The sequence below is a fragment of the Marinitenerispora sediminis genome, assembly GCF_003336425.1.
Taxonomy (GTDB): Bacteria; Actinomycetota; Actinomycetes; order Streptosporangiales; family Streptosporangiaceae; genus Marinitenerispora; species Marinitenerispora sediminis.
Genome location: NZ_QEIO01000047.1, coordinates 1 through 24,651, shown reverse-complemented (window position 1 = coordinate 24,651; position 24,651 = coordinate 1). Strand labels below are relative to the sequence as shown.

Below are 24,651 nucleotides of genomic sequence, written 5' to 3'. Positions count from 1 at the left end.
CGTGCCCTCGGTGCCCACAGGATCTGGACGCTACCGCATCGACAGCCGCAATGGCGCTGGTTTAGCCGAAATCCACGCGGAAAACCTCACAAATTGCCGCATTCGCTGCATGGGGCGCGAACGACGACACGTGGCCGTATTCCGGCCCGAATCCCGGCTCGGCCTCCCGTGCACCGTCGGCGGCGGCCCCGGCCCCGCCGGAGCCGCCGCCCGCGGCGTCAGCCCGCGGTGAAGGCCCGGTGCGCGTCAACGGCCGCGCGCAGCCGCTCCAGCTGCTCGGCGACCCGCTTGGGTGCCGTGCCGCCCCTGGCGGAACGCGACTCCAGCGACCCGGGCACGGTCAGCACCTCGCGCACCCGCGGCGTGAGGGCCGGGGAGATCGCCGCGAGGTCGGCGTCGGAGAGGTCGGGCAGGTCGATGCCGCGCTCCTCGCAGACCCGCACGCAGGCGCCGGCCAGCTCGTGCGCCTCGCGGAACGGCACCCGCTGCCGGACCAGCCACTCGGCGATGTCGGTGGCCAGCGAGAAGCCCTGCGGGGCCAGCTCCGCCATGCGCGCGCCGTTGAAGGTCAGCGTCGCCACCATGCCGGTGAAGGCGGGCAGCAGCAGCTGGAGGGTGTCGACGGCGTCGAACACCGGCTCCTTGTCCTCCTGCAGGTCCCGGTTGTAGGCGAGCGGCAGCCCCTTGAGCGTGGTGAGCAGGCCGGCGAGGTCGCCGACGAGCCGGCCCGACTTGCCGCGGGCCAGCTCGGCGATGTCCGGGTTCTTCTTCTGCGGCATGATCGACGAGCCGGTCGCGAAGGCGTCGTCCAGGGTCACGAAGGAGAACTCCTTGGTGGACCACAGGATGACCTCCTCGGCGAGCCGCGACAGGTCGACGCCGATCATGGCCGCCACGAAGGAGAACTCCGCGACGACGTCGCGCGCCGCCGTGCCGTCGATGGAGTTCTCCACCGAGCCGGAGAACCCGAGGTCGGCCGCGACCGCCTCGGGGTCCAGGCCGAGCGAGGAGCCCGCGAGCGCGCCGGAGCCGTAGGGCGAGGCGTCGGCGCGGCGGTCCCAGTCGCGCAGCCGCTCGACGTCGCGGACCAGCGGCCAGGCGTGCGCCAGCAGGTGGTGGGCGAGCAGCACCGGCTGCGCGTGCTGCAGGTGCGTGCGCCCCGGCATGGCGACGTCGATGTTGGCGAGCGCCTGGTCGGCGAGCGCGGCGACGAGGTCCAGGACCCCGCCGGCGACGAGGCGGGCCTGCTCCCGCAGGTACATCCGCACCAGGGTGGCGATCTGGTCGTTGCGCGAGCGTCCGGCGCGCAGCCGGCCGCCGAGCTCGGGGCCGACCCGCTCGATGAAGCCGCGCTCCAGCGCGGTGTGCACGTCCTCGTCCTCGAGCACCGGCCGGAACTCGCCGGAGGCGACGTCGGCCTCCAGGCGGTCGAGGCCGGCGAGCATCTGGGCGAGCTCGTCGGCGGTCAGCAGTCCCGCCGCGTGCAGGACGCGGGCGTGCGCCCGGGAGCCGGCGATGTCGTGGCGGGCCAGCCGCCAGTCGAAGTGGGTGCTCAGGGAGAGCCGGGCCAGCGCCTCGGAGGGGCCGCCGGCGAACCGGCCGCCCCAGAGCCGGGTCACCTCTGGCTGCTGCGGGTTGGTCATGGGAGTCGTCTCGTGTTCGTGTCGTCGGTCGGGCGGGCGGCGGGGCCGGCCGGGGCCGGCCCCGCGCGGGGTCGGCTAGGACAGCTTCTGGTCGCGCAGGCTGGCGATCTTCGCCGGCATGCTCCAGACGTCGATGAAGCCGCGGGCCAGGCTCTGGTCGTACTTGTCACCGGTGTCGTAGGTGGCCAGCTCGTAGTCGTACAGCGACGCGTCGCTGCGCCGGCCGGTGACGACCGCGCGGCCGCCGTGCAGCACCATGCGGATGTCACCGGACACGTGCGCGTTGGCCTCGGCGATGAACCCGTCCAGCGCCTTCTTCAGCGGCGAGAACCACAGCCCGTCGTAGACGAGCTCGCCCCAGCGCTGGTCGACGCCCCGCTTGAAGCGCGCGAGCTCGCGCTCGACGGTGACGTTCTCCAGCTCCTGGTGCGCCGCGATCAGCGCGATCGCGCCGGGCGCCTCGTAGACCTCGCGGCTCTTGATGCCGACCAGCCGGTCCTCGACCATGTCGATGCGCCCGACCCCCTGCGCCCCGGCGCGGCGGTTCAGCTCCTCGATGACCTGCAGCGGGGTGAGGTCCTTGCCGTCCACCGCGGTGGGCACGCCGGCCTGGAAGGTGATGACCAGCTCGTCGGCCTCGCGCGGCTCGGCCGGGTCATCGGTGTAGGCGTAGACGTCCTCGATCGGGCCGTTCCAGATGTCCTCCAGGAAGCCCGTCTCCACGGCCCGCCCCCACAGGTTCTGGTCGATGGAGTAGGGGGACTTCTTGGAGACGTCGATCGGCAGGCCCTTCTCCTCTGCGAAGGCGATGGCCTTGTCCCGGGTCATCCCGGAGTCGCGCACCGGGGCGAGGACCCTGAGCTCGGGGAAGAGCGCCGCGAGGCCGGCCTCGAAGCGCACCTGGTCGTTGCCCTTGCCGGTGCAGCCGTGCGCGACCATGGTCGCGTTGTGGTAGCGGGCGGCGTCGGCGAGGTGCTTGACGATCAGCGGCCGGGACAGCGCCGAGACCAGCGGGTAGCGGTCCATGTAGAGCGCGTTGGCCCGCAGCGCCGGCACGCAGTACTGGCTGGCGAACTCGTCGCGGGCGTCGGCGACGACGGCCTCGACGGCGCCGCAGTCCAGCGCGCGCTGCCGGATGACGTCGAGGTCCTCGCCGCCCTGGCCGCAGTCGATGGCCACGGCGACGACCTCGGCGCCGGTCTCCGCGGCGATCCAGCCGATGGCGACGGAGGTGTCGAGACCTCCTGAGTAGGCGAGTACGACCCGCTCGGTCATGAGACGTTCTCCTTCGACGGTGGGTGCGCCCGCTGTCGGTGCGCGCGGTGTCCGACGACGCCGGCGGTCAGGGCCGCCGGCTGGCCAGTCGCAGCAGGGCGGCGGCGAGCTCGGCCCCGCCCTGGGGATCGCGGGAGATCACCAGGATGGTGTCGTCGCCGGCGATGGTCCCGAGGATGGCCGGTATGTCGGTGTGGTCGATCGCCGAGGCCAGGTACTGCGCCGCGCCCGGCGGGGTCCGCACGATCACCATGTTGGCCGAGGACTCCGCCGAGACCAGCAGGTCCTCAGCGAGGCGGGTGAGGCGTGAGTTGGTCACGTGCTCCAGGTCCAGGGTGTCGGGCCGCGCCCGCTGGAGGCGCTCACCCCCTTCGCCGGGCAGGACGTAGACCAGGTTCCCGTCGACGGTGCGCAGTTTGACCGCGCCGAGCTCGTCGAGGTCCCGGGACAGCGTGGCCTGGGTGACGTGCACTCCGGAGTCCGCCAGCAGCCGGGCCAGCTCGCTCTGGGAGCGGACGTCGTTGCGGGTGAGCGCCTCGGTGATGCGCGCGTGGCGGGCGGCCTTGGTCAGCGGCGCCGGCCCCGCGTGGTCGGCGGCCGCCGCGGGCTGTTCCCCCCCGGCGCCGGGCGGCGGGCCGCCGAGGCGGGTCCCGTCGCCCTGGGGCCCGGCGGAGCGGCCGGTCATCGCCGCCGGTCCCCCCGGCCGAGCAGGAAGGCGAGCAGCGCCTTCTGCGCGTGTCTGCGGTTCTCGGCCTGGTCCCAGACGACGCTGTGCGGGCCGTCGATGACGGAGGCGGCGATCTCCTCGCCGCGGTGCGCCGGCAGGCAGTGCAGCACGATGGCGCCGGGGGCGGCGAGCTCCAGCAGGAGCTCGTCCACCATGTAGGGCCGGAACGGGTCAACACGCTCGGCGGCCTCGGACTCCTGGCCCATGGAGGTCCAGACGTCGGTGGCGAGCACGTCGGCGTTGGTCGCGGCCGCGGCCGGGGTCTCGGCCACCTCCGCGGATCCGCCGGTCTCGGCGGCGATCTCTTGGGCCCGGGCCAGCACGGCGGCGTCGGGGTGGTAGCCCTCGGGCGCGCTGATCCGGACGTGCATGCCGGCGAGCGCGCCGCCGAGCAGGTAGGAGTGCGCCATGTTGTTCGCGCCGTCGCCGAAGTAGGCCAGCACGAGCCCGGACAGCCGGCCCTTGTGCTCGCGGACCGTCTGCAGGTCGGCGAGGATCTGGCACGGGTGGAACTCGTCGGTCAGCGCGTTGACGACCGGCACCCGGCTGGCGGCGGCCATGGCTTCGAGGCGCGCCTGGGCGAAGGTGCGCCAGACGATGGCGGCGCACTGGCGGTCGAGCACCCGGGCGGTGTCCTCGATGGGCTCGCCGCGGCCGAGCTGGCTGGTCTGGGCGTCGATGACGAGCGGCTGGCCGCCGAGGTCGGCGACGCCGACCGCGAAGGACACCCGGGTCCGAGTGGAGGGCTTGTCGAAGACCAGCGCGACGGTCTCCGGGCCCTCCAGCGGGCGGTGCGCGAACCGGTCCTTCTTCATCGCGTCGGCGAGGTCGAGGACAGCGGTCTGCTCTGCGGCGGTGAGGTCGTCGTCGCGCAGGAAGTGCCGCACGGCGGGCGCGGCGGGATCGGCGGCCGGAGTCGGTGCGGTCGGCTCAGGCATGGGGGGCTCCCTTCTCGGAGACCTCGGCGAGGATCGTGGGCAGGGCGCCGGCGAACTCCAGGATCTCCTCCCGGGTGATCGTCAGCGGCGGGGCGATGCGGACGGTGTCGGGCGCGACCGCGTTGACCAGGAACCCGTGCGCGGCGGCCGCGGCCTGGACGTCGGCCGCGACGGGGGCGGCCAGCTGCACGGCGCGCCACAGGCCGGCGCCGCGCACGGCGGTGACCAGCGGAGAGCCCAGCGCCTCGACGCGCTCGGCGAGCAGGTTCCCCTGCTCGGCCGCGTTCTCCAGCAGCTTCTCCTCCTCGATCACGTCGAGGACGGCGAGCGCGGCGGCGACCGCGACCGGGTTGCCGCCGAACGTGGAGCCGTGGTCGCCCTTGTGGAAGGCGCCGCCGACGCGGCCGAAGCCGACGCAGGCCCCGATGGGGAGTCCGCCGCCGAGCCCCTTGGCGAGCGTCAGCACGTCCGGCCGGACGCCGGCCTCCTGGTGGGCGAACCAGTGCCCGGTGCGGCCGACGCCGCTCTGGATCTCGTCCAGGACGAAGAGCGCCCCGGTGGCGTCGCAGATCTCCCGGACCTCGCGCAGGTAGCCCTCGGGCGGGGTGACGATGCCCGCCTCGCCCTGGACGGGCTCGACGAAGACGGCCTGGCAGGTCTCGGTGACGGCGGCGCGCAGCGCCGCGCCGTCCCCGTAGGGGACGAACCGGACGTCCAGTCCGAAGGGGCCGAACGGGTCGCGGATGGCCGGCTTGCCGGTGAGGGCGAGCGCCCCCGAGGTGCGGCCGTGGAAGCCCGCGACGGTGGAGACGACGTGGTCGCGGCCGGGACCCGCGGCACGCCGGACGAGCTTGAGCGCCGCCTCGTTGGCCTCGGTCCCGGAGTTGGCGAAGAACACCCGGGCGTCGCCGCCGACCAGCGCCACCAGCCGCTCGGCCAGCTCCACCTCGCCGTCGTGCAGGAACAGGTTGCTGGTGTGCGCGAGCCGGCCGACCTGGCGGGTGACCGCCTCGACCAGGGCGGGGTGGCCGTGCCCGAGGGCGGACACGGCGATGCCGGCGATGAGGTCGAGGTAGCGGTTGCCCTCGACATCCCAGACGTAGCGGCCCTCGCCGCGGGCCAGCGCGACCGGGGGCGTGCCGTAGTTGGGCATGAGGACGGCGTCGAAGCGCGCCTGGAGTTCGGTCGTGGCGCTCACGCGCGGTCACCTCCGGAGCCGGGTGCGGCGGGCTCGGTGTCGGACTCGGCCTCGTCGGCGACCACCATGGTGCCGATGCCGTCGTCGGTGAAGATCTCCAGCAGCATGGCGTGCGGGATGCGGCCGTCCAGGACGTGCGCCTGGGGGACGCCGCCGCGCACGGCGCGCAGGCACGCCTCCATCTTGGGCGCCATGCCGGCGGACAGCCGGGGCAGCAGCCCTTCGAGCTCGCCCGCGGTGAGCCGGCTGATCAGCTCGGTGTTGGCCGGGTAGTCGGCGTAGAGGCCCTCGACGTCGGTCAGCACGATGAGCTTGCTGGCGTCGAGCCCGACCGCGAGCGCGGCGGCGGCGGTGTCGGCGTTGACGTTGTACACGCCCTCGGTGGAGCGGGCGATGCTGGACACCACCGGGATGTGCCCGTCGTCGAGGAGGGTGCGTACCGCCTGCGGCCGCACCTCGACGACCTCGCCGACCAGGCCGATGTCCACGGGCTCGCCGTCGACGATGGCCGGCTTGCGCTCGGCGGTGAGCAGGTGGGCGTCCTCGCCGGACATGCCGACGGCGAACGGTCCGTGCTGGTTGATCAGACCGACGATGTCGCGGTTGACCTGGCCGACCAGCACCATGCGGACGATGTCCATCGTCTCGGGCGTGGTGACCCGCAGGCCGGCGGTGAAGGTGCTCTCCACCCCAAGCCGGTCCAGGTGGGCGTTGATCTGCGGACCGCCGCCGTGCACGACCACGGGCCGCAGTCCGGCGTAGCGGAGGAACACGACGCTCTCGGCGAACCGGGCGCGCAGTTCGGGGTCGGCCATGGCGTGGCCGCCGTACTTGACGACCACGGTGCGGCCGTGGAAGCGGCTCAGCCACGGGAGGGCTTCGACGAGCGTGCCGGCCTTGTCGAGGGCCAGTTCGTGGGCGCGGGAGATCATGTGGAGTAGGCCGAGTTCTCGTGCACGTATTCGACGGTCAGGTCGGTGGTCCACACCGTGGCGGCGTGGCTTCCGGCCGACAGGTCCACGGTGACCGTGACCTCGCGGGGCTTGAGGTCCACCTTGTCGCGGTCGTCGCCGACGGCGCCGCCCCGGCAGACCCACACGCCGTTGATGGCGACGTTGAGGTGGTCCGGGTCGAACGCGGCGTCGGTGGTGCCCACCGCGGCGAGGACGCGGCCCCAGTTGGGGTCCTCCCCGTAGATGGCGCACTTGAACAGCGCGTTGCGGGCGATGGAGCGGGCCACGGTGACGGCGTCGTCCTCGCTGGCGGCGCCGACCACCTCGATGGCGATGGACTTGGAGGCGCCCTCGGCGTCGGCGATGAGCTGGCGGGCGAGGTCGTGGCAGACCTCGGTGAGCAGGGCACCGAACTCGTCCTCGTCGGGAACGGTGCCCGAGGCGCCGCTGGCGAGCAGCAGCACGGTGTCGTTGGTGGAGACGCAGCCGTCGGCGTCCACCCGGTCGAAGGTGACCCGGGTGGCGGCCCGCAGCAGCCGGTCGCACTGCTCGGCGGTGAGGTCCGCGTCGGTGGTGACGACCGAGAGCATCGTGGCCAGGGAGGGCGCGAGCATGCCGGCGCCCTTGGCCATGCCGCCGATGGTGTAGCCGGCGCCGCGCCGGAAGGCGATCTTGGCGACGGTGTCGGTCGTGCGGATGGCGTCGGCGGCGGCGAGCCCGCCGTCACGGGCGGCGGTGGCGACGGCCTCGTCGGCGCCGGCCAGCAGCTTGGGCATGTCGAGCCGCTCGCCGATGAGACCGGTGGAGCACACCGCGATCTCGGCGGCGGAGTCCTCCAGGGCGGCGGCCACGCGCTCCGCGGTGGTGTGCGTGTCCTGGAACCCGGGAGCGCCGGTGCAGGCGTTGGCGCCGCCGGCGTTGAGGATGACGGCGCGGACCCGCCCGCCGGCGAGTACCTGCTGCGACCACAGGACGGGGGCCGCCTTGACGCGGTTGCTGGTGAAGACCGCGGCGGCGGCGCGCGACGGGCCGTCGTTGATGACGACGGCGACGTCGCGCGCGCCGCCGGGTTTGAGACCGGCGGCCACGCCTGCGGCCCGGAAGCCGCGGGGTGCGGTGACGCTCACTGTGCTGCCTTTCGCTCGCTGCTGGAGCCCGTGCCGGGCCGGAAGCATCGGGAACGATCGAGGTCCTCGGGGGCGGCGCCCTGCGGGCGGCCGGCGGTCAGGGGGCGACCGCGCTGACGGGGAGGCCGCTCGTCTCGGGCAGGCCGAGCGCGAGGTTCGCGCTCTGCACGGCCCCTCCGGCGGTGCCCTTGGTCAGGTTGTCGATGGCGGCGACGGCGACGAGGCGGCCGGCGGCCTCGTCCACGGCGACCTGCACCAGCGCGGTGTTGGCGCCCAGGGTCATGGAGGTGGCCGGCCAGGTGCCCTCGGGGAGCAGGTGGACGAAGGGTTCGTCCGCGAGCCGCCGCCGGTAGGCCTCGCGCACCGCGGCGGCGGTGGTGCCGGGGCGGACCGGGGCCGTGCAGGTGGCCAGGATGCCGCGCGGCATCGGGACGAGCACCGGGGTGAAGGAGACCGTGACGGGCGCGCCGGCGACGGCGGACAGGTTCTGGGTGAACTCCGGGTTGTGCCGGTGCGCGCCGCCGACCCCGTAGGCGGTGGCCGACCCCATGACCTCGCTGCCGAGCAGGTGCGGCTTGGGCGCCTTGCCGGCGCCGGAGGTGCCGGAGGCCGCCACGATGACGACGTCGGGTTCGACGAGCCCGTCGGCGAGCGCCGGGAACAGCGCGAGCGTGCCGGCGGTGGGGTAGCAGCCGGGGACGGCGACGCGCCGCGCGCCGCGCAGCCGTTCGCGCGCACCGGGGAGTTCGGGGAGGCCGTACGGCCAGGTGCCGGCGTGCGGGGAGCCGTAGAAGCGCTGCCAGGCGTCGGGGTCGGCGAGCCGGAAGTCGGCGCCGCAGTCGACGACCACGGTGGACTCGCCGAGCCGCTCGGCGATCGCCGCGGACCGGCCGTGCGGCAGCGCGAGGAAGACGACGTCGTGGCCGGCGAGCGTGTCGGCGGTGGTCTCCTGGAGCACGTGGTCGGCCAGCGGCACCAGGTGCGGCTGGAGCGCACCGAGGCGGCTGCCGGCGTTGCCGCCGGCGGTCAGGGCGCCGATCTCGATCTCGGGGTGTCCGAGCAGCAGCCGCAGGACCTCCCCGCCCGCGTACCCGCTGGCACCGGCGACCGCCGCCGTGAATCCCATCGCCGCTCTCCCCCGTCGTTGCCCGGTCGACGCTCCCATCATGCAAGGTGTTGTAATTTTATGCAAGTAGGTGCATAAGAATCGAGCAAGGCCGGAGGGGCCGCGCGGCCCGCTCTACGTGGCCGCCGAGCGCGTCCGGCCCGCCGGTGACCCGGACCGCCTGCTCGGCCCACTCGGCGGCGCGAGGGCCGGCCTCTGGCACCGCCGCGGGCGTCGCCGGCCACCCCGGCCCGCCCGGGCTCCTGCGCCGCCACAGGCGCCGGTCCCCTGGACCGGGTCCGTGCTGGGGGCGTGGTGACCGGGTCGCCGCTTCCGTAGTGGGAAGGCACGCCTCCCACTCGTCCTGAGCCGCAGGAGGAGCGGCCCGCTCTCCACGCCTCGGACTCATGGCTGTCCCCCGGGGGCGGGGGAGCGGGCCCGTAGTCGCCGCGCTCTTCGTCGCCGCGCATCAGGATCGCGAGGAGTTCAGGGTCCGCATAGACCTCCGCGGTGCGCTGCCACTCAGCGACAAGCTGGAGGAGCGGGGCCGGGTCGTCCAGCTCCTCGGTGGCGCGGAGAAGGTCGGCGAGTCGCTGCCGGAACTCCTCTCCCGCCTTCTCGGGCAGGAAACGCATCCAGGGAAAGACCTTGGGGGCCACGTCGGCGATGACCGGACGCCTGACGTCCGCGTGCTTCATGAGTTCGGCCAGGAACGTGACCGCGGTGCTGACCATCCTCGCGCGTTGGTCGTCAGCCTGGACATCACGCAGTACCAGGTCAACGTCGCCCCGGCGTCGGAGCCGCAAGCTACGGGAGCGGGCTTTCCGAAAGCTGGGCCGTGGTGGCCCCTGGCCTGTTGATCAGTCCGAGAACGGGGCGGTATCGCGTACACGGCTTCCGGTATACGGGAAAAGTGTGCCGCTGGCCCGGAAACCGCCTCACCGCCCCGACAGCTTCTCCGCGAGCGAGGCCAGAGCCGAGGTCTGGGAGACGTGGTGCGCCTCGCGGCGGTCGGCCGTGCGGTACAGCCCCTGCGTGACCTGGGTGCCGATCCACCGCAGCGGTTCGGGCTCCCAGCCGCGCGGTCTCCGGCCGACCCAGGGCAGACGGGTGAGCTCGCTCTGCCGGCCCAGGACGAGGTCGCGCAGGGTACGGCCGGCGAGGTTGCTCGTGGTGACCCCGCTGTCGACGTAGCCGCCCGCCCAGCCCAGGCCGGTGGCGGAGTCCAGGCCCACGGTGGGACAGCCGTCGCGGGGCACGGCGAGCGCCCCGGACCAGGCGTGCGCGACCGGGGCGTCGGAGGCGGCGGGGAACAGCCGGGCCAGCGCGCGCCAGAGCTCGGCGATGGCCTGCGGCTGGGTCGCCCCGGTGCCGTCCTGCCCGGAGCCCGGGCGGTGGGGGGCACCGCGTCCGCCGATCGCGATGCGGTCGTCGGCGGTGCGCTGGGCGTAGATGTGGGCGTGCGCGGCGTCGCGGAGCACCTCGCGCCCCTCCCAGCCGATGTGCCGCCAGGTGTCGGCGCTGAGCGGCTCGGTGGCGATCATGGAGTTGCCCATGGGCGACCACCGCTGGCGCGGGCCGCCCAGCGAGGCGGTGAACGCCTCGGTGGCCCGGATGACGTACTCGGCGCGCACGGTGCCGTGCTCGGTGACCGCGGCGGGCAGCTCCTCGCCCTCTCGGGGCCGGATCTCGGTGACCGGGGTGTCCTCGAAGATATCGACCCCGAGATCTGCGACCGTCCGGGCCAGCCCGAGCACCAGCCGGGCCGGCTGGACGCGCGCGGCGTGCGGGCTGTGGGCGGCCACCACCGTGCCGTCCACCCGCAGCCGCGGTTCGTGGTCGTGTTCGAGCAGGTACATGTCCTCCGGCCAGAACCCCCACTCCTGGAGGAGCCGGACCTCCTCCTGGAGCCGGGCGCGCTGCGCCGGGTTGGTCGCGACGACCCGCATCCCGCCCTTGACGATGTCGGCGTCGATCCCCTCGGCGGCGGCGACCTCGATCACCTCGTCCACGGCGGCCATCATGGCGCGCTGGAGGGCGATCACCCCGCCCTTGCCGTGCGACGCGGCGTAGCGCTCCCGGGAGCCGGCGAGGTGGCCCGACAGCCAGCCGCCGTTGCGGCCCGAGGCACCGAACCCGGCGAACTCGCGCTCCAGGACGGCGACCCGCAGGTCGGGCTGCGCCTTCTTCAGGTAGTAGGCGGTCCACAGGCCGGTGTAGCCGGCGCCGACGACGCAGACGTCGTAGTCGGCGGACCCGGGGAGCGCCGGGCGGCGGTCGGGCAGGCCGGTCTGGCGGAACCAGAAGGAGACACCGCCGTTGCGGAACTCCGACGAACGGGGCACTGCGCGCATCTGGGCCGCGCTGGCGACGAGTTTCAACCGAATCTCCCCTGGCTCGACAATGCTGGACGCGCCCGCTCCCGGCGCGCGGCCGGCCGGTCCCCGCTCGGACCACGGACGACGGCGGTGGATCCGGTGGTGCGGGATCCAAGATCATCGCCAGCGTAGCGGGCCGGTTTGCCTGGATTGCGGGTTTTCCCGCACTCCTCGGACGATCACACCGCGGAGCCGGTTCCGCTCCGTCAGCGGACCGTGCGCGCCGAACTGTCCCTCAGCTGCCGCGCCCGGTCGGCGAACTCCCGGACGCCCTCCGCGCCGAGCGGCTCCAGCACGTGCGTCCGCAGCAGGGCGACGTGCCTGCGGCGCGACTCCTCCGCGAGCTCCAGCCCCTCGGGTGTGAGCGCCGCGTAGGTCACCCGGCGGTCCGAGGGACAGGACTGCCGCGCCAGGTAGCCCCGTCGCTCCAGCCGGTCCGCCAGTTTGGTGAAGCCGCCGCTGCTCAGGGAGACCTGCCGGGCCAGCTCGCTCATCGGCAGCCGGTGGCCCGGAGAGCGCTGCAGCCGGAGCAGCACCTCGAACCACGGGCCCGTCAGCTCCTTGCCGGAGGGGTCGATGCCCTCCAGCAGCAGCGGAGTCGTCAGGTTCAGCGCTTCGTAGAACAGACCCCAGGCCGTGATGAGCTCGTCGTCGTCCAGCCCCGGTCCGGTCCCTCGCTCGCCTTCGGCCGCCATGTTCCCTCCCCCGGGCCACATCCGTGTGGCCGACACCGTCCAGTGTAACCGGAAGTATCTTTCCAGGAAGAAGACGGGGGCGGGCGCCCGCCGGACCGGCGGGCGCCCTCTCCGCTAGCCGCGCAGCACGGCCCCGGTCCGCTCGGCGGCGGCGGCAACGGCCGCGGCCCGCGCCGCCGCCACCTCCTCCGCCGTCAGCGTGCGGTCCGCCGCCCGGAACCGCAGCGCGTAGGCGAGGGACTTGCGCCCCTCCTCGACCTGCTCTCCGGTGTAGACGTCGAACAGCCGCACGCTCTCCAGCAGCTCGCCGGCACCCTCGCGCAGGGCTGCCTCCACCTCGCCCGCCGGAACCGCGGCGTCCACGACGAGCGCCACGTCACGGGTCGCCACCGGGTAGGTGGACACCTCCGGGGCGGCCGCCCGCACCCCAGCCCGCTCCACGAGGTCCAGCACGAGCTCCATGGCCGCGGTGCGCGCCGGCAGGCCGAACGCCGCCACCGTGCGGGGGTGCAGCTCGCCCGCGTGCCCGACCAGCACCGCCCCCTCGGCCCCCGCGACGTACAGCGCGGCGCAGCGCCCCGGGTGCCACGGCTCGCGGCGCGCCGCGCGGACGACGAGCTCGGCGCCGGCCGCATGGGCCACCTCGCGTGCGGCCTCGATGGCGTCGGCCCAGGTGGCCGGACGGCCGGGTCCCCACCAGCCGGCCGGCTCGCGGTCCCCGGCCAGCACCGCGCCCACGTGCCGCGGCTGCTCGGGGATGGCCGCCTCGACCGCGGCGAGCTCCTCCCCCGTCGGCCCGCGGTCCACGGCGAGCATCGGCGCCCGCTCGGGAGCGCCCTCGCGCGGGAGGTAGACCAGCCCCGTCTCGAACAGGGCGACGTCGCCGAACCCGCGGCCGACGTTGCGCGCCAGCGCCTTCAGCAGCCCCGGCAGCAGCGTGGTGCGCAGCAGCGGCTCGTCGTCGTTGAGCGGATTGGCCAGGCGCAGGGTCCGGCGGCGGGCGTCCTCGGCCCCCAGCTGCAGCCCGTCGAGGTCGCGCTCCCCGAGGAACGGGTAGCTGAGCACCTCCACGAAGCCCGCGCCGGCGAGCCCGCGGCCGACCGCCCGGCGCAGCCGCTGGCCGCTGGTGAGGCCGCGGCCGGCCGGCGCGCGCGGCGGGACCGACGGGATGTTCTCGTAGCCCTCGAGCCGGATGACCTCCTCGGCGAGGTCGTTGGGATCGCCCAGGTCCGGCCGCCAGGACGGCGGCGTGACCAGCAGCGTGTCGCCGCCGTCGGCCTCGGCCACCTCGCAGCCCACCTCGCGCAGCCGGCGGGCGGACGTCCCCTTCGGGTAGTCCACCCCGGCGACCCGCGCGGCGTGCCGCTCCGCGAGCGCGACCGGCTGCCGGGCGGCGCCGAGGTCGATGTGGGTCACCCCCTCGTCCACGACCGCGCCGCCGAGCTCCTCCAGCAGCAGGACCGCGCGGGTCGCCGCGGCGAGCTGCACCGCGGAGTCCACGCCGCGCTCGAACCGGCGGGAGGACTCCGAGGACAGCTGGTGCCGACGCGACGACCGGGCGATGTGCGCGGCGTCGAAGTGCGCGGCCTCGATCAGGACGTCGGTGGTCTCCAGGCCGATCTCGGTGTCCAGGCCGCCCATGACGCCGGCGATGTTGATGGGCCCCGACTCGTCGGTGATGAGGATGTCGTCCGGGTCCAGCGTCCGCTTGACGTGGTCGAGCGTCTCCAGCCGCTCGCCGCGGTGCGCGGCCCGCACCTCGATCGGGCCGCGCACCCGGGCGCGGTCCCAGGCGTGCAGCGGCTGGCCCAGCTCCATCATCACGTAGTTGGTCACGTCGACCGCGAGCGAGACGGAGCGCACGCCCGTCATGGCCAGGCGGCGCTTCATCCACAGCGGGGTCGGCGCGTCCGGGTCGAACCCGGTGACCCCGCGCAGCACGTAGCGCGAGCAGATGGCCGCGTCGGCCACCGAGGCCGGGTAGCCGCCGGCGGCGTCCGCCGCCGGCAGCGCCACGTCCGCGGGGTCGCGGAACTCCACGCCGTAGGCGGCGGCCGCCTCGCGCGCCACCCCGCGGACGGACAGCGCGTAGCCGCGGTCGGGGGTGACGGCGATGTCCAGGACGTCGTCGCGCAGCCCCAGCGGCTCGAAGGCGTCGGTGCCCGGCTCGGCGAAGCCCTCGGGCAGCACGATGATGCCCTCGTGGTCCTCCCAGAGGGACAGCTCGGTGGCCGAGCAGATCATGCCCTCCGACATCCGGCCGTAGGTCTTGCGGGCGCCGATCGCGAAGCCGCCCGGCAGCACCGCGCCCGGCAGCGCCACCACGACGAGGTCGCCCTCGGAGAAGTTCCGGGCGCCGCAGATGATGTTCTGCGGGTCGCCGGACCCGTTGGCCGCCCCGACGTCGACCCGGCAGTAGCGGATGGGCTTCTTGAAGCCGGTCAGCTCCTCGATGGCGAGCACCCGGCCCACCACGACGGGGCCGGTGATGTCGGCCCCCAGCTCGTCGACGGTCTCGACCTCCAGGCCCACCGCGATCAGCCGGGCGGCGAGCTCCCGGGCCGTCACGCCGGCCGGCAGGGCCGCGTACTCGCGCAGCCAGGAAACGGGGACGCGCATCAGATCTCCATCCCGAACGCCGAGGTGAACCGCACGTCACCCTCCACCATGTCGTGCATGTCGCGCACGCCGTGCGCGAACATCAGGGTCCGCTCCACCCCGAGGCCGAACGCCCAGCCGCTGTAGCGCTCGGGGTCGACGCCGGCCGCGACGAGCACCCGCGGGTTCATCACGCCGCAGCCGCCGATCTCGATCCACCCCTCGGAGCCGCAGGTGCGGCAGGGCGCGTCGGGGTCGCCCACGGACGCGCCGCGGCAGACGAAGCACTCCATGTCCACCTCGGCCGAGGGCTCGGTGAACGGGAAGTACGACGGGCGGAACCGGGTGCGCAGCCCCGAGCCGAACATGCCGGAGACGAACGCGTCGATGGCGCCGCGCAGGTGGGCCATCGTGATGCCCTCGTCGACGACCATCCCCTCCAGCTGGTGGAAGACCGGGCTGTGGGTGGCGTCGAGCTCGTCGGTGCGGAAGGTCCGCCCGGGCGCCACGACGTAGACCGGCAGCTCCCGCCCCAGCAGCGCCCGCACCTGGACCGGCGAGGTGTGGGTGCGCAGCACCAGCCCGGAGTCGCCGCCGGCGGCCGACTCGACGAAGAAGGTGTCCTGCATCGTCCGGGCCGGGTGGTCCGGCAGGAAGTTGAGGGCGTCGAAGTTGAACCACTCCGCCTCGACCTCGGGGCCCTCGGCCACCTCGAAGCCCATGCCGACGAAGATGTCGGCCATGCGCTCGGCCACGGTGGTCAGCGGGTGCCGGGCGCCGCGGTGGCGGCGGTCCCAGGGCAGCGTGACGTCCACGGCCTCCTCGACGAGGACGCGCGCGTCGCGCTCCTCCTCCAGCTCGGCCTGGCGCCGCTTCAGGGCCTCGGAGACGTCCCGGCGCGCGCCGCCGACCCGCTTGCCCGCCTCGGAGCGGGCGGCCGGCGGCAGGGCGCCGATCTCGCGGTTGGCCAGCGCGAGCGGCGACCGGTCGCCGGCGTGCGCGAGGCGGACCTCCTTGAGCCGGGCCAGGTCGCCGGCGGCCGCGATGGCGGCCAGCGCCTCCTCGCGCATGCGGGCGACCTCGTCCGGGTGCAGCGCGGTCACCTCGACGGGGTCAAAGGAATTGTTCGGTGCAGACATGGTGTGTTCGCCTCGCCGCCCGCGCCCGTCGGGCCGGGCGGCCGTCACGGCCCGCCGCGAGACGCGGCGGGCGCAATCCGACAAAGGAGCTGGTGCCGCCCGCCGCCTGCCGTCCGGGTCCGCTCAGGCGAACTCGGGGGTGCCGGCGGGCACGGTAAATCGGAACTCGGCGCCGCCGCTGGGGGCGCGTCCGACCGTGATCGCGCCGCCGTGGGCCTCGATCAGCCCCTTGACGATGAACAGGCCGAGGCCGGTCCCCCCCCGGCGCTTGTTGCGCCAGAACTGGCGGAAGACGCGCGGAACGGCATCGGGCGCGATGCCCTCGCCCTCGTCGCGCACCGACACCGCTGCTCCTCCCTCGTGGGGCTCGATCACAATGGTGACAGTACCAGCGCCGTGCCGTACCGCGTTCTCCACGAGGTTCGCCATGATCTGCTCGACCTTGTCGGCGTCCAGCCACAGCTCGGGCAGCGGCCCGTGCACCTCCAGCCGGAACCGCTCGACGGGGTCCCCGGCGGCGACCCGCCCGGCGACGACCTTGCGGGCCCGCTCGGGCAGGTCCACCACCTGGCGGTGCAGCTCCAGCCGGCCCGACTCGATCCGGGAGACGTCGAGCAGTTCGGCGATGAGCCGGGTCACGCGGTCGGCGTCGGCGTTGACGGTCTCCAGCATCATGAGCTTCTGGTTCTCGGTGAACCGTTCCCACTTCGCCAGCAGCGTCGCGGTGAAGCCCTTGACGCTGGTCAGCGGCGAGCGGAGCTCGTGGGCGACGGTGGAGACCAGGTCGGCGCGGTTGCGCTCGCTGCGGGCGCGGTGCGCGGCGTCGCGCAGGGTCACGACCAGCCGCACGACGTCGCCGCCGCGCTCCTCCCGCACGTAGCGCGCGGCCATGAGGATCTCGCGGCCGTCGGCGAGCAGGAGGGTGCGTTCGGGCTGGCGGGTGCGGATGCGCAGCCCGCCGTAGGGGTCGCTGTACTTCCACCAGTCGCGCCCCTCGGCGTCGTGCAGCGGCAGGACGTCCCGGAAGTCCCGGCCCAGCGCGGCCGAGGCGGGCACCCGGGTGAGCCGGCTGGCCATGCGGGTGAAGGTCACCACCCGGCCGTTGCGGTCGGCGACCAGGACGCCGTCGGGTAGGTCCTCGGGAGAGAGCCCATGAGCATGCCGACCGGCTTCCTCCGCCGACTGGTCGCCGCGCACGACCGCCTCCCCAAGCCATATATGAACATCCGCGCCGCTGGAGTGCGCAACCGCCCATGTTGTGCGCCGAGCGTTACCAGGCGGTCACGCCACGACCATGACACCGAAGGTCAGTACCCGCTGCTCGGGCTGGCTACGCGCCTGACCTCGCACCTCGCCCCGCCTCGTCCCACGCGGTCCGCCGGACGGGCCGCTGGAGCGGCCGAGGGTGAGAGTTCGAGCGTATCGGCAACTGAGGGTAGGCGAGCAACACCGCGACGCCCCGATATTGCCCCCATTTTGCGGTGATTCCCGGGCGAACCACCACACTCCGTAAGCAGCCGGCCGGTATTCAGGGCGCGGAGCAGGGGCGATACCGGGCTACCCGCATTAAGGGTCGCCAGTCCCCGCACGCATAACGCGCAGCCGTTCGAGCACGCCGCCTCGCTGGTGCAGGAGCGTTGGGCTGCCAGGTGCCTGATCGGGGCTGCCGCAGGTGGCCGCCATCCGCGTCCGGGTTCAACGACGTGTCGCGACGCGGATCAGGTCAGCGACCGCACGGAGGCGGCTGTGCGGCGGCCAGGCGATCACCGTTGTCACGGGCGGAGCGTCCAGGACCGGCACGGCGGCGAGGTCACGGCGCAGGTCGGCGCTGGCGGACTCGGGAATGACCGCGGTGGTGCGGCCGAGCGCGATCAGCTGGAACAGCTGTGTCAGGTTCCGTACCTCCGCGCCCGGCCCTTCCGGGTAGCTGCCGCCGGGACCGGGCCAGCGGGCTATCGGGAGCTCCGGCAGCGTGGTGACGTCGGCCATCCGGACCTGGGAGCGGCGGGCGAGCGGATGCGAGGCCGGCAGGACCGCGACCTGTCCCTCGGTGTACAGGGTTTCGGTGTCGAGCCCGGTAGGCGAGTCGAAGGGCAGGTGGAGCAGAGCCACGTCAGCCTGCCCGTCCTGCAGCAGCCGCTGGTGCTGGTGTGCCTCGCACAGCAGCAGCTCGACGGTGGCCGCGCCGGGTTCCGCGGCGTAGGCGTCGAGCAGTTTCGTCAGCAGCTCGCCAGCGGTGCCGGACTTGACGGCGAGGACGAGGCTGGGGTGCGCTGCCGCGGCCCGTCGGGTACGCCGCTCGGCCGCGGTCACCGCGCTGAGGATCGCGCGCCCTTCGGCCAGCAGCACGCCTCCGGCCTCGGTGAGCGCGACCCTGCGGCTGCTGCGTTCCAGCAGCGCGGTTCCGAGCCGCCGTTCGAGCTGGGTGATCGTGCGGGACAGCGGCGGCTGGGCTATCCCGAGGCGCTGGGCGGCCTTGCCGAAGTGCAGCTCCTCGGCGACGGCGACGAAGTACCGCAGCTCGCGTATTTCCACGAGCCCAGGATAAGGACGGCAGCGGCCAGATCGATATCGCTCGGGTATCGCCGCACGACCGAGATGGTGTTGGAGCCCGGCCGCGGCGCGGGCATGCTCGTCGTCGTGAGCGAGAAGGCGATCGCGCTGGTCACTGGCGCGAACAAGGGAATCGGGTACGAGATCGCGGCCGGGCTGGGTGCGCGGGGCCTGAGTGTCGGTGTCGGCGCCCGGGACAGGCGGCGCCGGGAGGATGCCGTGGCCAAGCTGCGCGCGGCTGGTGCCGACGCGTTCGGCGTGCCCCTGGACGTGACCGACGGCGGGAGCGTGACCGCCGCGGTCCGACTGATCGAGGAGCGGACGGGCCGGCTCGACGTGCTGGTCAACAACGCTGGCGCTGCCGGCGGCTGGCCGGAGGAACCCACGACCATGGACCTTGAGACCGTGCGGCGACTGGTGGAGACCAACGTCATCGGCGTCATCAGGGTCACCAACGCGATGCTGCCGCTGCTGCGCCGCTCGGAGCACCCGCGGATCGTCAACCAGTCCAGCCACGTCGGCTCCCTGACACTGCAGACCGCGCCCGGCGTCGACCTCGGGGGGACCAGCGGGGCCTACGCGCCGACGAAGACCTACCTCAACGCCGTCACCATCCAGTACGCCAAGGAGTTGAGCGGCACCGGCATCCTGATCAACAACGCCTGCCCCGGTTACGTGGCCACCGACCTCAACGGATCCAGGGGGACCCGGACACCCGAGCAGGGCGCGGCGATCGCCATCCGGCTGGCGACCCTGCCGGACGACGGCCCGACCGGCCAGCTGTTCGACGACGACGGGGTCGTACCCTGGTGACCCGGCCTCCGGATGCGTCCCTCGTCGATCAGAGCGCAGACGCCCCGCCGCGCCGACCCGCATCAGCGAGGTGATGTCCGGGACCGTCCGGCCCAGGGCGGACATTCAGTACCACGATCGCCCGCCGCAGCCGGACCGGATCCTTCGCCGCCCGGCTCCGGGACCAGGTCCTGCGGACGGTCCCGCTGACCAGGAGACGGCACGTCGGCTACCCGGCCACGGCGGCGGGCCGGACCACTAGCCGGCGACGGCGGCGCGGCGCTGCTCGCGGGCGGTGGTGTACAGGCACACCGCCGCGGCGGTCGCGAGGTTGAGGCTCTCGGCACCGCCGTAGATGGGGACGCGCACCGCGGCGTCGGCCAGCGCCAGGGTGTCCTCCGGGAGGCCCCACGCCTCGTTGCCGAAGATCCAGGCGACCGGGCCGGAGAGGTCGCCGCCGTCAGCGGCGGCGTCGAGGTCGCGGTCGCCGCGGCCGTCGGCGGCGAGGACGCGCGCGTCGGCGCGGCGCAGGGCCGCCACCACCTCGGCCACCCGCGGGCCGACCACGACGGGGAGGTGGAACAGGCTGCCGGCGGAGGCGCGCACGCACTTGCCGTTGTAGGGGTCGACGGATGCGTCGGTGAAGACGACGGCGTCCGCGCCGGCGGCGTCGGCGGTCCGCAGCACGGTGCCGGCGTTGCCGGGATCCCGTACGTGCGACAGCACCGCCACCAGGCGGGCCCCGGAGAGGGCGGACAGCGGCACGTCGACGAACGCGCAGACGGCGAGCAGCCCCTGGGGGGTCACCGTCTGCGCGAGCTCGCCCATGACCTCCAGGGTGACCCGGTGGACCGGGACCCCGGAGGCGGAGGCGGCGGTGACCAGGTCGGCGTGCCGCTGGGCGGCCTCGGCGGTGGTGTACAGCTCGTGCACGACGCCGGGCCGGGCGAGCGCCTCCCGCACGGCCTGGGGGCCTTCGGCGAGGAAGCGCCGCTCGCGTTGCCGGAAGGCGCGCTTGGCGAGCCGACGAGCCCCCTTGATCCTCGGGGACCGGATGCTGGTGAACTCGTGGCCCGCCATCACGACCGCCCGGATCAGGCCGCGGACTGGGCGGGGGCCGGCAGCGCCTTCTTGGCGGTCTCGACCAGGGTCGCGAACGCGGCCGCGTCGCTGACCGCGAGGTCGGCCAGGATGCGGCGGTCCACCTCGATGCCGGCGGCCTTCAGGCCCTGCATGAACCGGTTGTAGGTGAGGCCGTTGGCGCGGGCGGCGGCGTTGATGCGCTGGATCCACAGCCGACGGAACTGGCCCTTGCGGTCCTTGCGGTCCCGGTAGGCGTAGGTCATCGAGTGGAGCATCTGCTCCTTGGCCTTGCGGTACAGGCGCGACCGCTGGCCGCGGTACCCGCTGGCGCGCTCGAGGACGACCCTGCGCTTCTTCTTGGCGTTGAGAGCCCGCTTCACGCGTGCCACTGTGACTCCTCATGAGTAACCGGTGCGCGTTGTCCGCGCCACCGGGCGGCCTTTCCGGTTGGGCGAACCGGAGGCCGGTCGGAACGAACTTGCCCGCCGGGGGGCGGCGGCGCCGCTCGGGGCGCGCGCACCCGTGGGCGGCGAATCAGACCCGCCCGCGGCGGGCCCCGGGGATCGGCGTGCTAGCCGAGCAGCTTCCTGATCTTCTTCGCATCGGCCGGGGCCAGCACGACATCACCGGTCAGGCGGCGGGTGCGCTTGGTCGGCTTGTGCTCCAGGAGGTGGTTCTTGTTGGCACGGCGGCGCATGATCTTGCCGGAGCCGGTCACCCGGAAGCGCTTGCTGGCTCCACTGTGCGATTTGTTCTTCGGCATTGTCGCCGTCGTCTCCTTCAACTACTCGCTCGGCGTGCCGCCGAGGCCGGCGGCACGGAACCTGACTGGCTCTGTGCTGCGTGGTGGTGTCCACACGCCCACACCGGGGGACGGCGCGGCTGTGCACACCCACCCCGCACGCGGGTGCGGGGGCAACCCCGTGCCGCGTCGCGTCCCAGCGGGACGCGACCGCGGCGCGGGATCCCCCCGCTCGTCGTTGACGGGTGGGGCCCGGATGTCCGTCGGGACCCATGGTCGGCGCCGTCCGCGAGCGGTGCCCTGCACCGTCGGCGGACGGCGGCGATCAGCTCCCCTGCTCGGCGCCGGCGGCCGGACGCGGCTCGCGCGACCGGGTCTTGCCCTCGGCCGCGGCGCGGGCCTCCGCCTTGTGCTCGGAACGCCGCTTGTGCGGGCCGATCACCATGACCATGTTGCGGCCGTCCTGCTTCGCCTGGGACTCGACCTGGCCGAGCTCCTGCACGTCCTCGGCCAGCCGGCGCAGCAAGCGGAAGCCCAGCTCGGGCCGGGACTGCTCCCGGCCGCGGAACATGATCGTCACCTTGACCTTGTCGCCGCCCTTGAGGAACCGCACCACGTGACCCTTCTTGGTCTCGTAGTCGTGCGGGTCGATCTTCGGACGGAGCTTGATCTCCTTGATGATCGTGTTCGACTGGTTCTTGCGCGATTCGCGCGCCTTGACCGCGGACTCGTACTTGAACTTGCCGTAGTCCATCAGCTTGGCGACCGGCGGGCGGGCGGTCGGCGCGACCTCCACGAGGTCGAGGTCGGCCTCCTGCGCGAGGCGCAGCGCGTCCCCGACCGGGACGATGCCGACCTGCTCGCCGTTGGGCCCGACGAGTCGGACCTCTGGAACCCGAATACGGTCGTTGATGCGGGGCTCAGCGCTGATGGGACCCCTCCCTAGCTCTGTCGTGTCGCTGTGTGTGCCGGGAGGCCCGCCCGGGTCCGTGGGACCGCAAAGCAAAACCCCGCCAGCGGGTGCAAGCGGGGTGATCCACCGGAGGACGCCGCGGCCGGCGACCAGGTCGCCAACCGGTGCGCCACGAGCCCGAATCCCGACGTTCGGTGAACGAGTCGCCGTGCCGCCGGTTCGGTTCCGTGTACCGGACCTACACGGGTTTCGCCCCGGTAGGTGGGAGGATCGGCCTCCGCTTACGTGTCCGGTGCCGGAGCACCGGATCAGGTCAGAGACCCACTCTATCAAGCTTCCGGAGCGTTCGGGTATTCCCGGACGCCCGGCCGCTCAGGCGGGTGCGGCCGCCCGCCGGCGCAGTTCAGCGAGGCCGGCGGCCCGCATCGCCTCGACCGGGGCCCGCTCGGCACCGGTCATCAGCTCCACCTGGACCGCCGCCTGGTGCAGCAGCATCTCGAACCCGCCGACCGCGGTGCGGCCGGCGCCGGCGGCCGCGGCGGCCAGCGGCGTCGGCCACGGCGCGTACACGACGTCGAAGACCGCGGCACGGCCGGCGGCCACCACGTCGGCGAGGTGGTCGGCGGCGCCGGCCGGCACCGTGGAGACCACGAGGTCGACGTCCAGGTGCCGCTCGATGTCGGTCAGCGGGGCGAAGGCGACCACGGCTGACATCCGCTCCGCGGCGGCCGAGAGCTCCGCGGTGCGGCCCAGGTAGCGCGCGAGCGCGGTCACGGCGTGCGGCTCGGTGGCGCCCAGTTCGCGCAGCGCGGCCAGCGCTGAGGCCGCGGTGGCCCCGGCACCGATGACGGTCGCGGTGCGCACCCGGGTGGTCCCCGCCTCACGCAGCGCCGCGACGATGCCGGCCACGTCGGTGTTGTGGGCGTGCCGGCGGCCGTCGCGGAACACGAGGGTGTTGGCGCCGCCCACCGCCGCGGCCGGCTCGTGGACCGTGTCGGCCAGCGCGAGCGCCACGCGCTTCAGCGGCATGGTCAGTGAGAGCCCGGCCCATGACGCGTCGCAGCCGTCCAGGAAGGCCGCCAGCCCCGACTCGCCGCACTCGTGGCGCTGGTACTCCCACTCGGCGGCCAGCCCCAGTTCGGCGTAGGCCGCCGTGTGCAGCACCGGCGACAGCGAATGCGCGATGGGCGACCCCAGCACCGCGGCGCGCCTGACCATCTCCCCGTCCTCCCCGTGTCCCGCTGATCACCGCCTGCCCGGGCGGCGGCTCCGCGCACGGGTGGGTGCGCCGCGGTTGCGGCGCACCCACCCCTGCCGCCGGCTACTGCTGGCTCTGGTTGAACCTGTTCACCAGCTCCCAGAACTCCGCCTCCGTCTCGGCGAACTCCGTGACGCCGTTCTCCGGGTCGGTGGCGACGAAGAACAGCCACGCGCCGTCGGCCGGCTCCAGCGCGGCGTTGATCGCGTCCGCGCCCGGACTCACGATCGGCCCGGCCGGCAGCCCCTCGCGGAAATACGTCTCGTAGTCGCTCCCGGAGTCCCGGCACGCCTGCTGCTGCTGGGCGTTCATCGCGATGCCGTACTCGCCGAGCGCGTAGAAGCAGGTGCTGTCCATCTTCAGGTACATCCCCTGGTCCAGGCGGTTGTAGACGACCCGCGCGATCTTCGCCATGTCGTCGACGCCGCCGGACTCGGCCTGGACGATGGCCGCCACCGCCATGATCTCGTTCGGCGTGTAGCCGAGCTCCTCGGCGCGCCGCTCCAGCTCCAGCTCCGCGGCGGCGTCGTCGTAGCGCCGCACCATCTGGTTGAGGATGCCCACGGCGGGCGTCCCGGAGTCGATCATGTAGGTGTCGGGGAACAGGTAGCCCTCGGGGCCCTTGTCCGCGTAGGCCGGCAGGTCCAGCGCGGCGGTGTCGGCGTAGGCGGCCTCGAACTCCTCCAGCGGGATCTCGGTGGCCTCGGACAGCTCGGCGAGGATCTGGCTGGCGCGCAGCCCCTCGCGGATCGTCACCCGGATGCCGATCCGCGACTCGGGGTCCAGCAGCAGCTCCATCGCCGCCTCCGCGCTCATCCCCTCGCGCAGCACGTAGGTGCCGGGCGCGACGTGCGCCCCGTCGATCGCGTTGGTGAACGCCCGCACGCTGGCGACGACCCCGGCCTCCTCCAGCGTCTCCCCGATGTCGGTGCCGGTGGCGCCGGAACCGATGGCGACCTCCACCTCGCCGCTGCCCTCGCCATCGAAGTCGGGCGGGAACACGTAGGTGCGCAGCGCCACGGCTCCGCCCCCGCCCGCCCCGGCCATGAGCACGATCACCAGGGCGAGGACAGCGGGCGACATCCGGCCGCGCTTGCGGCGGCGCCGGGTGGCCCGCCGGCCGCCGCCGCGCCGGCCCGCGGGCTCGGGGCGGGCCCGCCGCCCCCGCCCTGCGGCGGCCGCGCGGCGGGGCCCCCGGCCCTGCTCGTGCTCCTCGTCCTCCTCGTCGTCCCACGCCTCGCCGTCGCGGTCGTCCCGCAGCGCGCTCGGCGCGTCCTCCGGCTGCTCGGCCCCGCGGGCGCGGCGGCCGCGGCGCGGCGGCTCCGCCTCCTCGGGGCCGGGGCCGAGGTCGAGCCCGGCCGCCGGCGTGCGGTCGAGGTGATCCGCGGGCGCGCGGCGCCGGCGGCCCGCCGGCGCGGCCTCCTCGTCCTCGACCGGCCGTCCGAGCGCCATGAGCCCGTCCACGGGGGTCGGGCGCGCCTCCGCGGCCGGCTCGGAGCGCGCGCGGCGGCCGCGGTAGCCGTGGGCGTCCCGG

Annotated in this window: 22 protein-coding genes; 2 read left to right on the top strand and 20 right to left on the bottom strand. The window is 74.1% G+C overall.

All coding sequences use genetic code 11. From position 1 onward, the window contains the following. Positions 1 to 218: 218 nt before the first annotated feature. From argH to argC, 8 genes are all read right to left on the bottom strand, one after another. On the bottom strand, positions 219 to 1,643 hold the full coding sequence (gene argH / locus DEF28_RS11430; protein ID WP_114398282.1) for an argininosuccinate lyase: 1,425 nt from the start codon (positions 1,641 to 1,643) through the stop codon (positions 219 to 221). Positions 1,644 to 1,718: 75 nt separating this feature from the next. Continuing rightward, positions 1,719 to 2,918 carry an argininosuccinate synthase gene (locus tag DEF28_RS11425; protein WP_114398281.1) on the bottom strand — a complete coding sequence of 400 codons (1,200 nt, stop codon included), beginning with the start codon at positions 2,916 to 2,918 and terminating at the stop codon, positions 1,719 to 1,721. 67 nt (positions 2,919 to 2,985) lie between these two features. Continuing rightward, a complete protein-coding gene (locus DEF28_RS11420; RefSeq protein ID WP_114398280.1) occupies positions 2,986 to 3,603 on the bottom strand; it encodes an arginine repressor in 618 nt (205 codons plus the stop codon). After that, entirely contained in the window at positions 3,600 to 4,583 is a 984-nt protein-coding gene (gene argF / locus DEF28_RS11415) for an ornithine carbamoyltransferase (protein ID WP_181874319.1), read from the bottom strand. The genes DEF28_RS11420 and argF overlap by 4 nt, the downstream gene beginning before the upstream one ends. After that, positions 4,576 to 5,781, bottom strand: coding sequence for an acetylornithine transaminase (locus DEF28_RS11410; protein WP_114398279.1), 1,206 nt, complete (start codon positions 5,779 to 5,781; stop codon positions 4,576 to 4,578). The genes argF and DEF28_RS11410 overlap by 8 nt, the downstream gene beginning before the upstream one ends. Next, positions 5,778 to 6,713, bottom strand: coding sequence for an acetylglutamate kinase (gene argB / locus DEF28_RS11405; RefSeq protein WP_114398278.1), 936 nt, complete (start codon positions 6,711 to 6,713; stop codon positions 5,778 to 5,780). The genes DEF28_RS11410 and argB overlap by 4 nt, the downstream gene beginning before the upstream one ends. Next, positions 6,710 to 7,861 (bottom strand): bifunctional glutamate N-acetyltransferase/amino-acid acetyltransferase ArgJ, encoded by a 1,152-nt coding sequence (gene argJ / locus DEF28_RS11400; RefSeq protein ID WP_114398277.1) that lies wholly within the window; start codon positions 7,859 to 7,861, stop codon positions 6,710 to 6,712. The genes argB and argJ overlap by 4 nt, the downstream gene beginning before the upstream one ends. A 97-nt stretch (positions 7,862 to 7,958) precedes the next feature. After that, positions 7,959 to 8,987, bottom strand: a complete 1,029-nt coding sequence (gene argC / locus DEF28_RS11395; RefSeq protein WP_114398276.1) for an N-acetyl-gamma-glutamyl-phosphate reductase — start codon at positions 8,985 to 8,987, stop codon at positions 7,959 to 7,961. A 386-nt stretch (positions 8,988 to 9,373) separates the two neighbouring features. On the opposite strand from argC, the gene DEF28_RS11390 reads away from it, so the two are divergent. Beyond that, positions 9,374 to 9,826 (top strand): hypothetical protein, encoded by a 453-nt coding sequence (locus DEF28_RS11390; RefSeq protein WP_114398275.1) that lies wholly within the window; start codon positions 9,374 to 9,376, stop codon positions 9,824 to 9,826. A 78-nt stretch (positions 9,827 to 9,904) separates the two neighbouring features. On the opposite strand, the gene DEF28_RS11385 is transcribed toward DEF28_RS11390, so the two are convergent. The 6 genes from DEF28_RS11385 to DEF28_RS11360 form a co-directional block, all read right to left on the bottom strand. Continuing rightward, a complete protein-coding gene (locus DEF28_RS11385; RefSeq protein ID WP_181874320.1) occupies positions 9,905 to 11,320 on the bottom strand; it encodes an NAD(P)/FAD-dependent oxidoreductase in 1,416 nt (471 codons plus the stop codon). Positions 11,321 to 11,550: 230 nt separating this feature from the next. After that, positions 11,551 to 12,039, bottom strand: a complete 489-nt coding sequence (locus DEF28_RS11380) for a MarR family winged helix-turn-helix transcriptional regulator (protein ID WP_114398273.1) — start codon at positions 12,037 to 12,039, stop codon at positions 11,551 to 11,553. A gap of 114 nt (positions 12,040 to 12,153) precedes the next feature. Next, positions 12,154 to 14,658, bottom strand: coding sequence for a phenylalanine--tRNA ligase subunit beta (gene pheT / locus DEF28_RS11375; RefSeq protein WP_114398272.1), 2,505 nt, complete (start codon positions 14,656 to 14,658; stop codon positions 12,154 to 12,156). Beyond that, the gene (gene pheS / locus DEF28_RS11370) at positions 14,658 to 15,776 is read right to left on the bottom strand and encodes a phenylalanine--tRNA ligase subunit alpha (RefSeq protein ID WP_114398271.1); all 1,119 of its coding nucleotides are present in this window, start codon (positions 15,774 to 15,776) and stop codon (positions 14,658 to 14,660) included. Before pheS ends, pheT begins: the two co-directional genes overlap by 1 nt. A 123-nt stretch (positions 15,777 to 15,899) precedes the next feature. Next, positions 15,900 to 16,973, bottom strand: coding sequence for a sensor histidine kinase (locus tag DEF28_RS11365; RefSeq protein WP_233515241.1), 1,074 nt, complete (start codon positions 16,971 to 16,973; stop codon positions 15,900 to 15,902). Between the two features lie 498 nt (positions 16,974 to 17,471). Further along, positions 17,472 to 18,311: a LysR family transcriptional regulator gene (locus DEF28_RS11360; protein ID WP_114398269.1), complete on the bottom strand. Its 840-nt coding sequence runs from the start codon at positions 18,309 to 18,311 to the stop codon at positions 17,472 to 17,474. Positions 18,312 to 18,416: 105 nt separating this feature from the next. Here DEF28_RS11360 and DEF28_RS11355 point away from each other — a divergent pair, with 105 nt between their 5' ends. Then, complete coding sequence (locus DEF28_RS11355; protein ID WP_233515240.1) at positions 18,417 to 19,142, top strand: SDR family oxidoreductase; 726 nt, start codon at positions 18,417 to 18,419, stop codon at positions 19,140 to 19,142. Between the two features lie 237 nt (positions 19,143 to 19,379). On the opposite strand, the gene DEF28_RS11350 is transcribed toward DEF28_RS11355, so the two are convergent. The 6 genes from DEF28_RS11350 to mltG all read right to left on the bottom strand — a co-directional run. Further along, positions 19,380 to 20,201, bottom strand: a complete 822-nt coding sequence (locus tag DEF28_RS11350; RefSeq protein ID WP_114398268.1) for a TrmH family RNA methyltransferase — start codon at positions 20,199 to 20,201, stop codon at positions 19,380 to 19,382. A 14-nt stretch (positions 20,202 to 20,215) separates the two neighbouring features. Further along, a complete protein-coding gene (gene rplT, locus DEF28_RS11345; RefSeq protein ID WP_114398267.1) occupies positions 20,216 to 20,593 on the bottom strand; it encodes a 50S ribosomal protein L20 in 378 nt (125 codons plus the stop codon). A 182-nt stretch (positions 20,594 to 20,775) separates the two neighbouring features. Further along, positions 20,776 to 20,967 carry a 50S ribosomal protein L35 gene (gene rpmI / locus DEF28_RS11340; RefSeq protein ID WP_114398266.1) on the bottom strand — a complete coding sequence of 64 codons (192 nt, stop codon included), beginning with the start codon at positions 20,965 to 20,967 and terminating at the stop codon, positions 20,776 to 20,778. A 304-nt stretch (positions 20,968 to 21,271) separates the two neighbouring features. Next, positions 21,272 to 21,952, bottom strand: coding sequence for a translation initiation factor IF-3 (infC, locus tag DEF28_RS11335; protein ID WP_114398265.1), 681 nt, complete (start codon positions 21,950 to 21,952; stop codon positions 21,272 to 21,274). A 279-nt stretch (positions 21,953 to 22,231) separates the two neighbouring features. Continuing rightward, positions 22,232 to 23,077: a shikimate dehydrogenase gene (locus tag DEF28_RS11330; RefSeq protein WP_114398264.1), complete on the bottom strand. Its 846-nt coding sequence runs from the start codon at positions 23,075 to 23,077 to the stop codon at positions 22,232 to 22,234. 103 nt (positions 23,078 to 23,180) lie between these two features. Then, positions 23,181 to 24,651 (bottom strand): endolytic transglycosylase MltG (gene mltG, locus DEF28_RS11325; protein WP_114446137.1); only part of this gene is annotated, 1,471 nt, incomplete at its 5' end.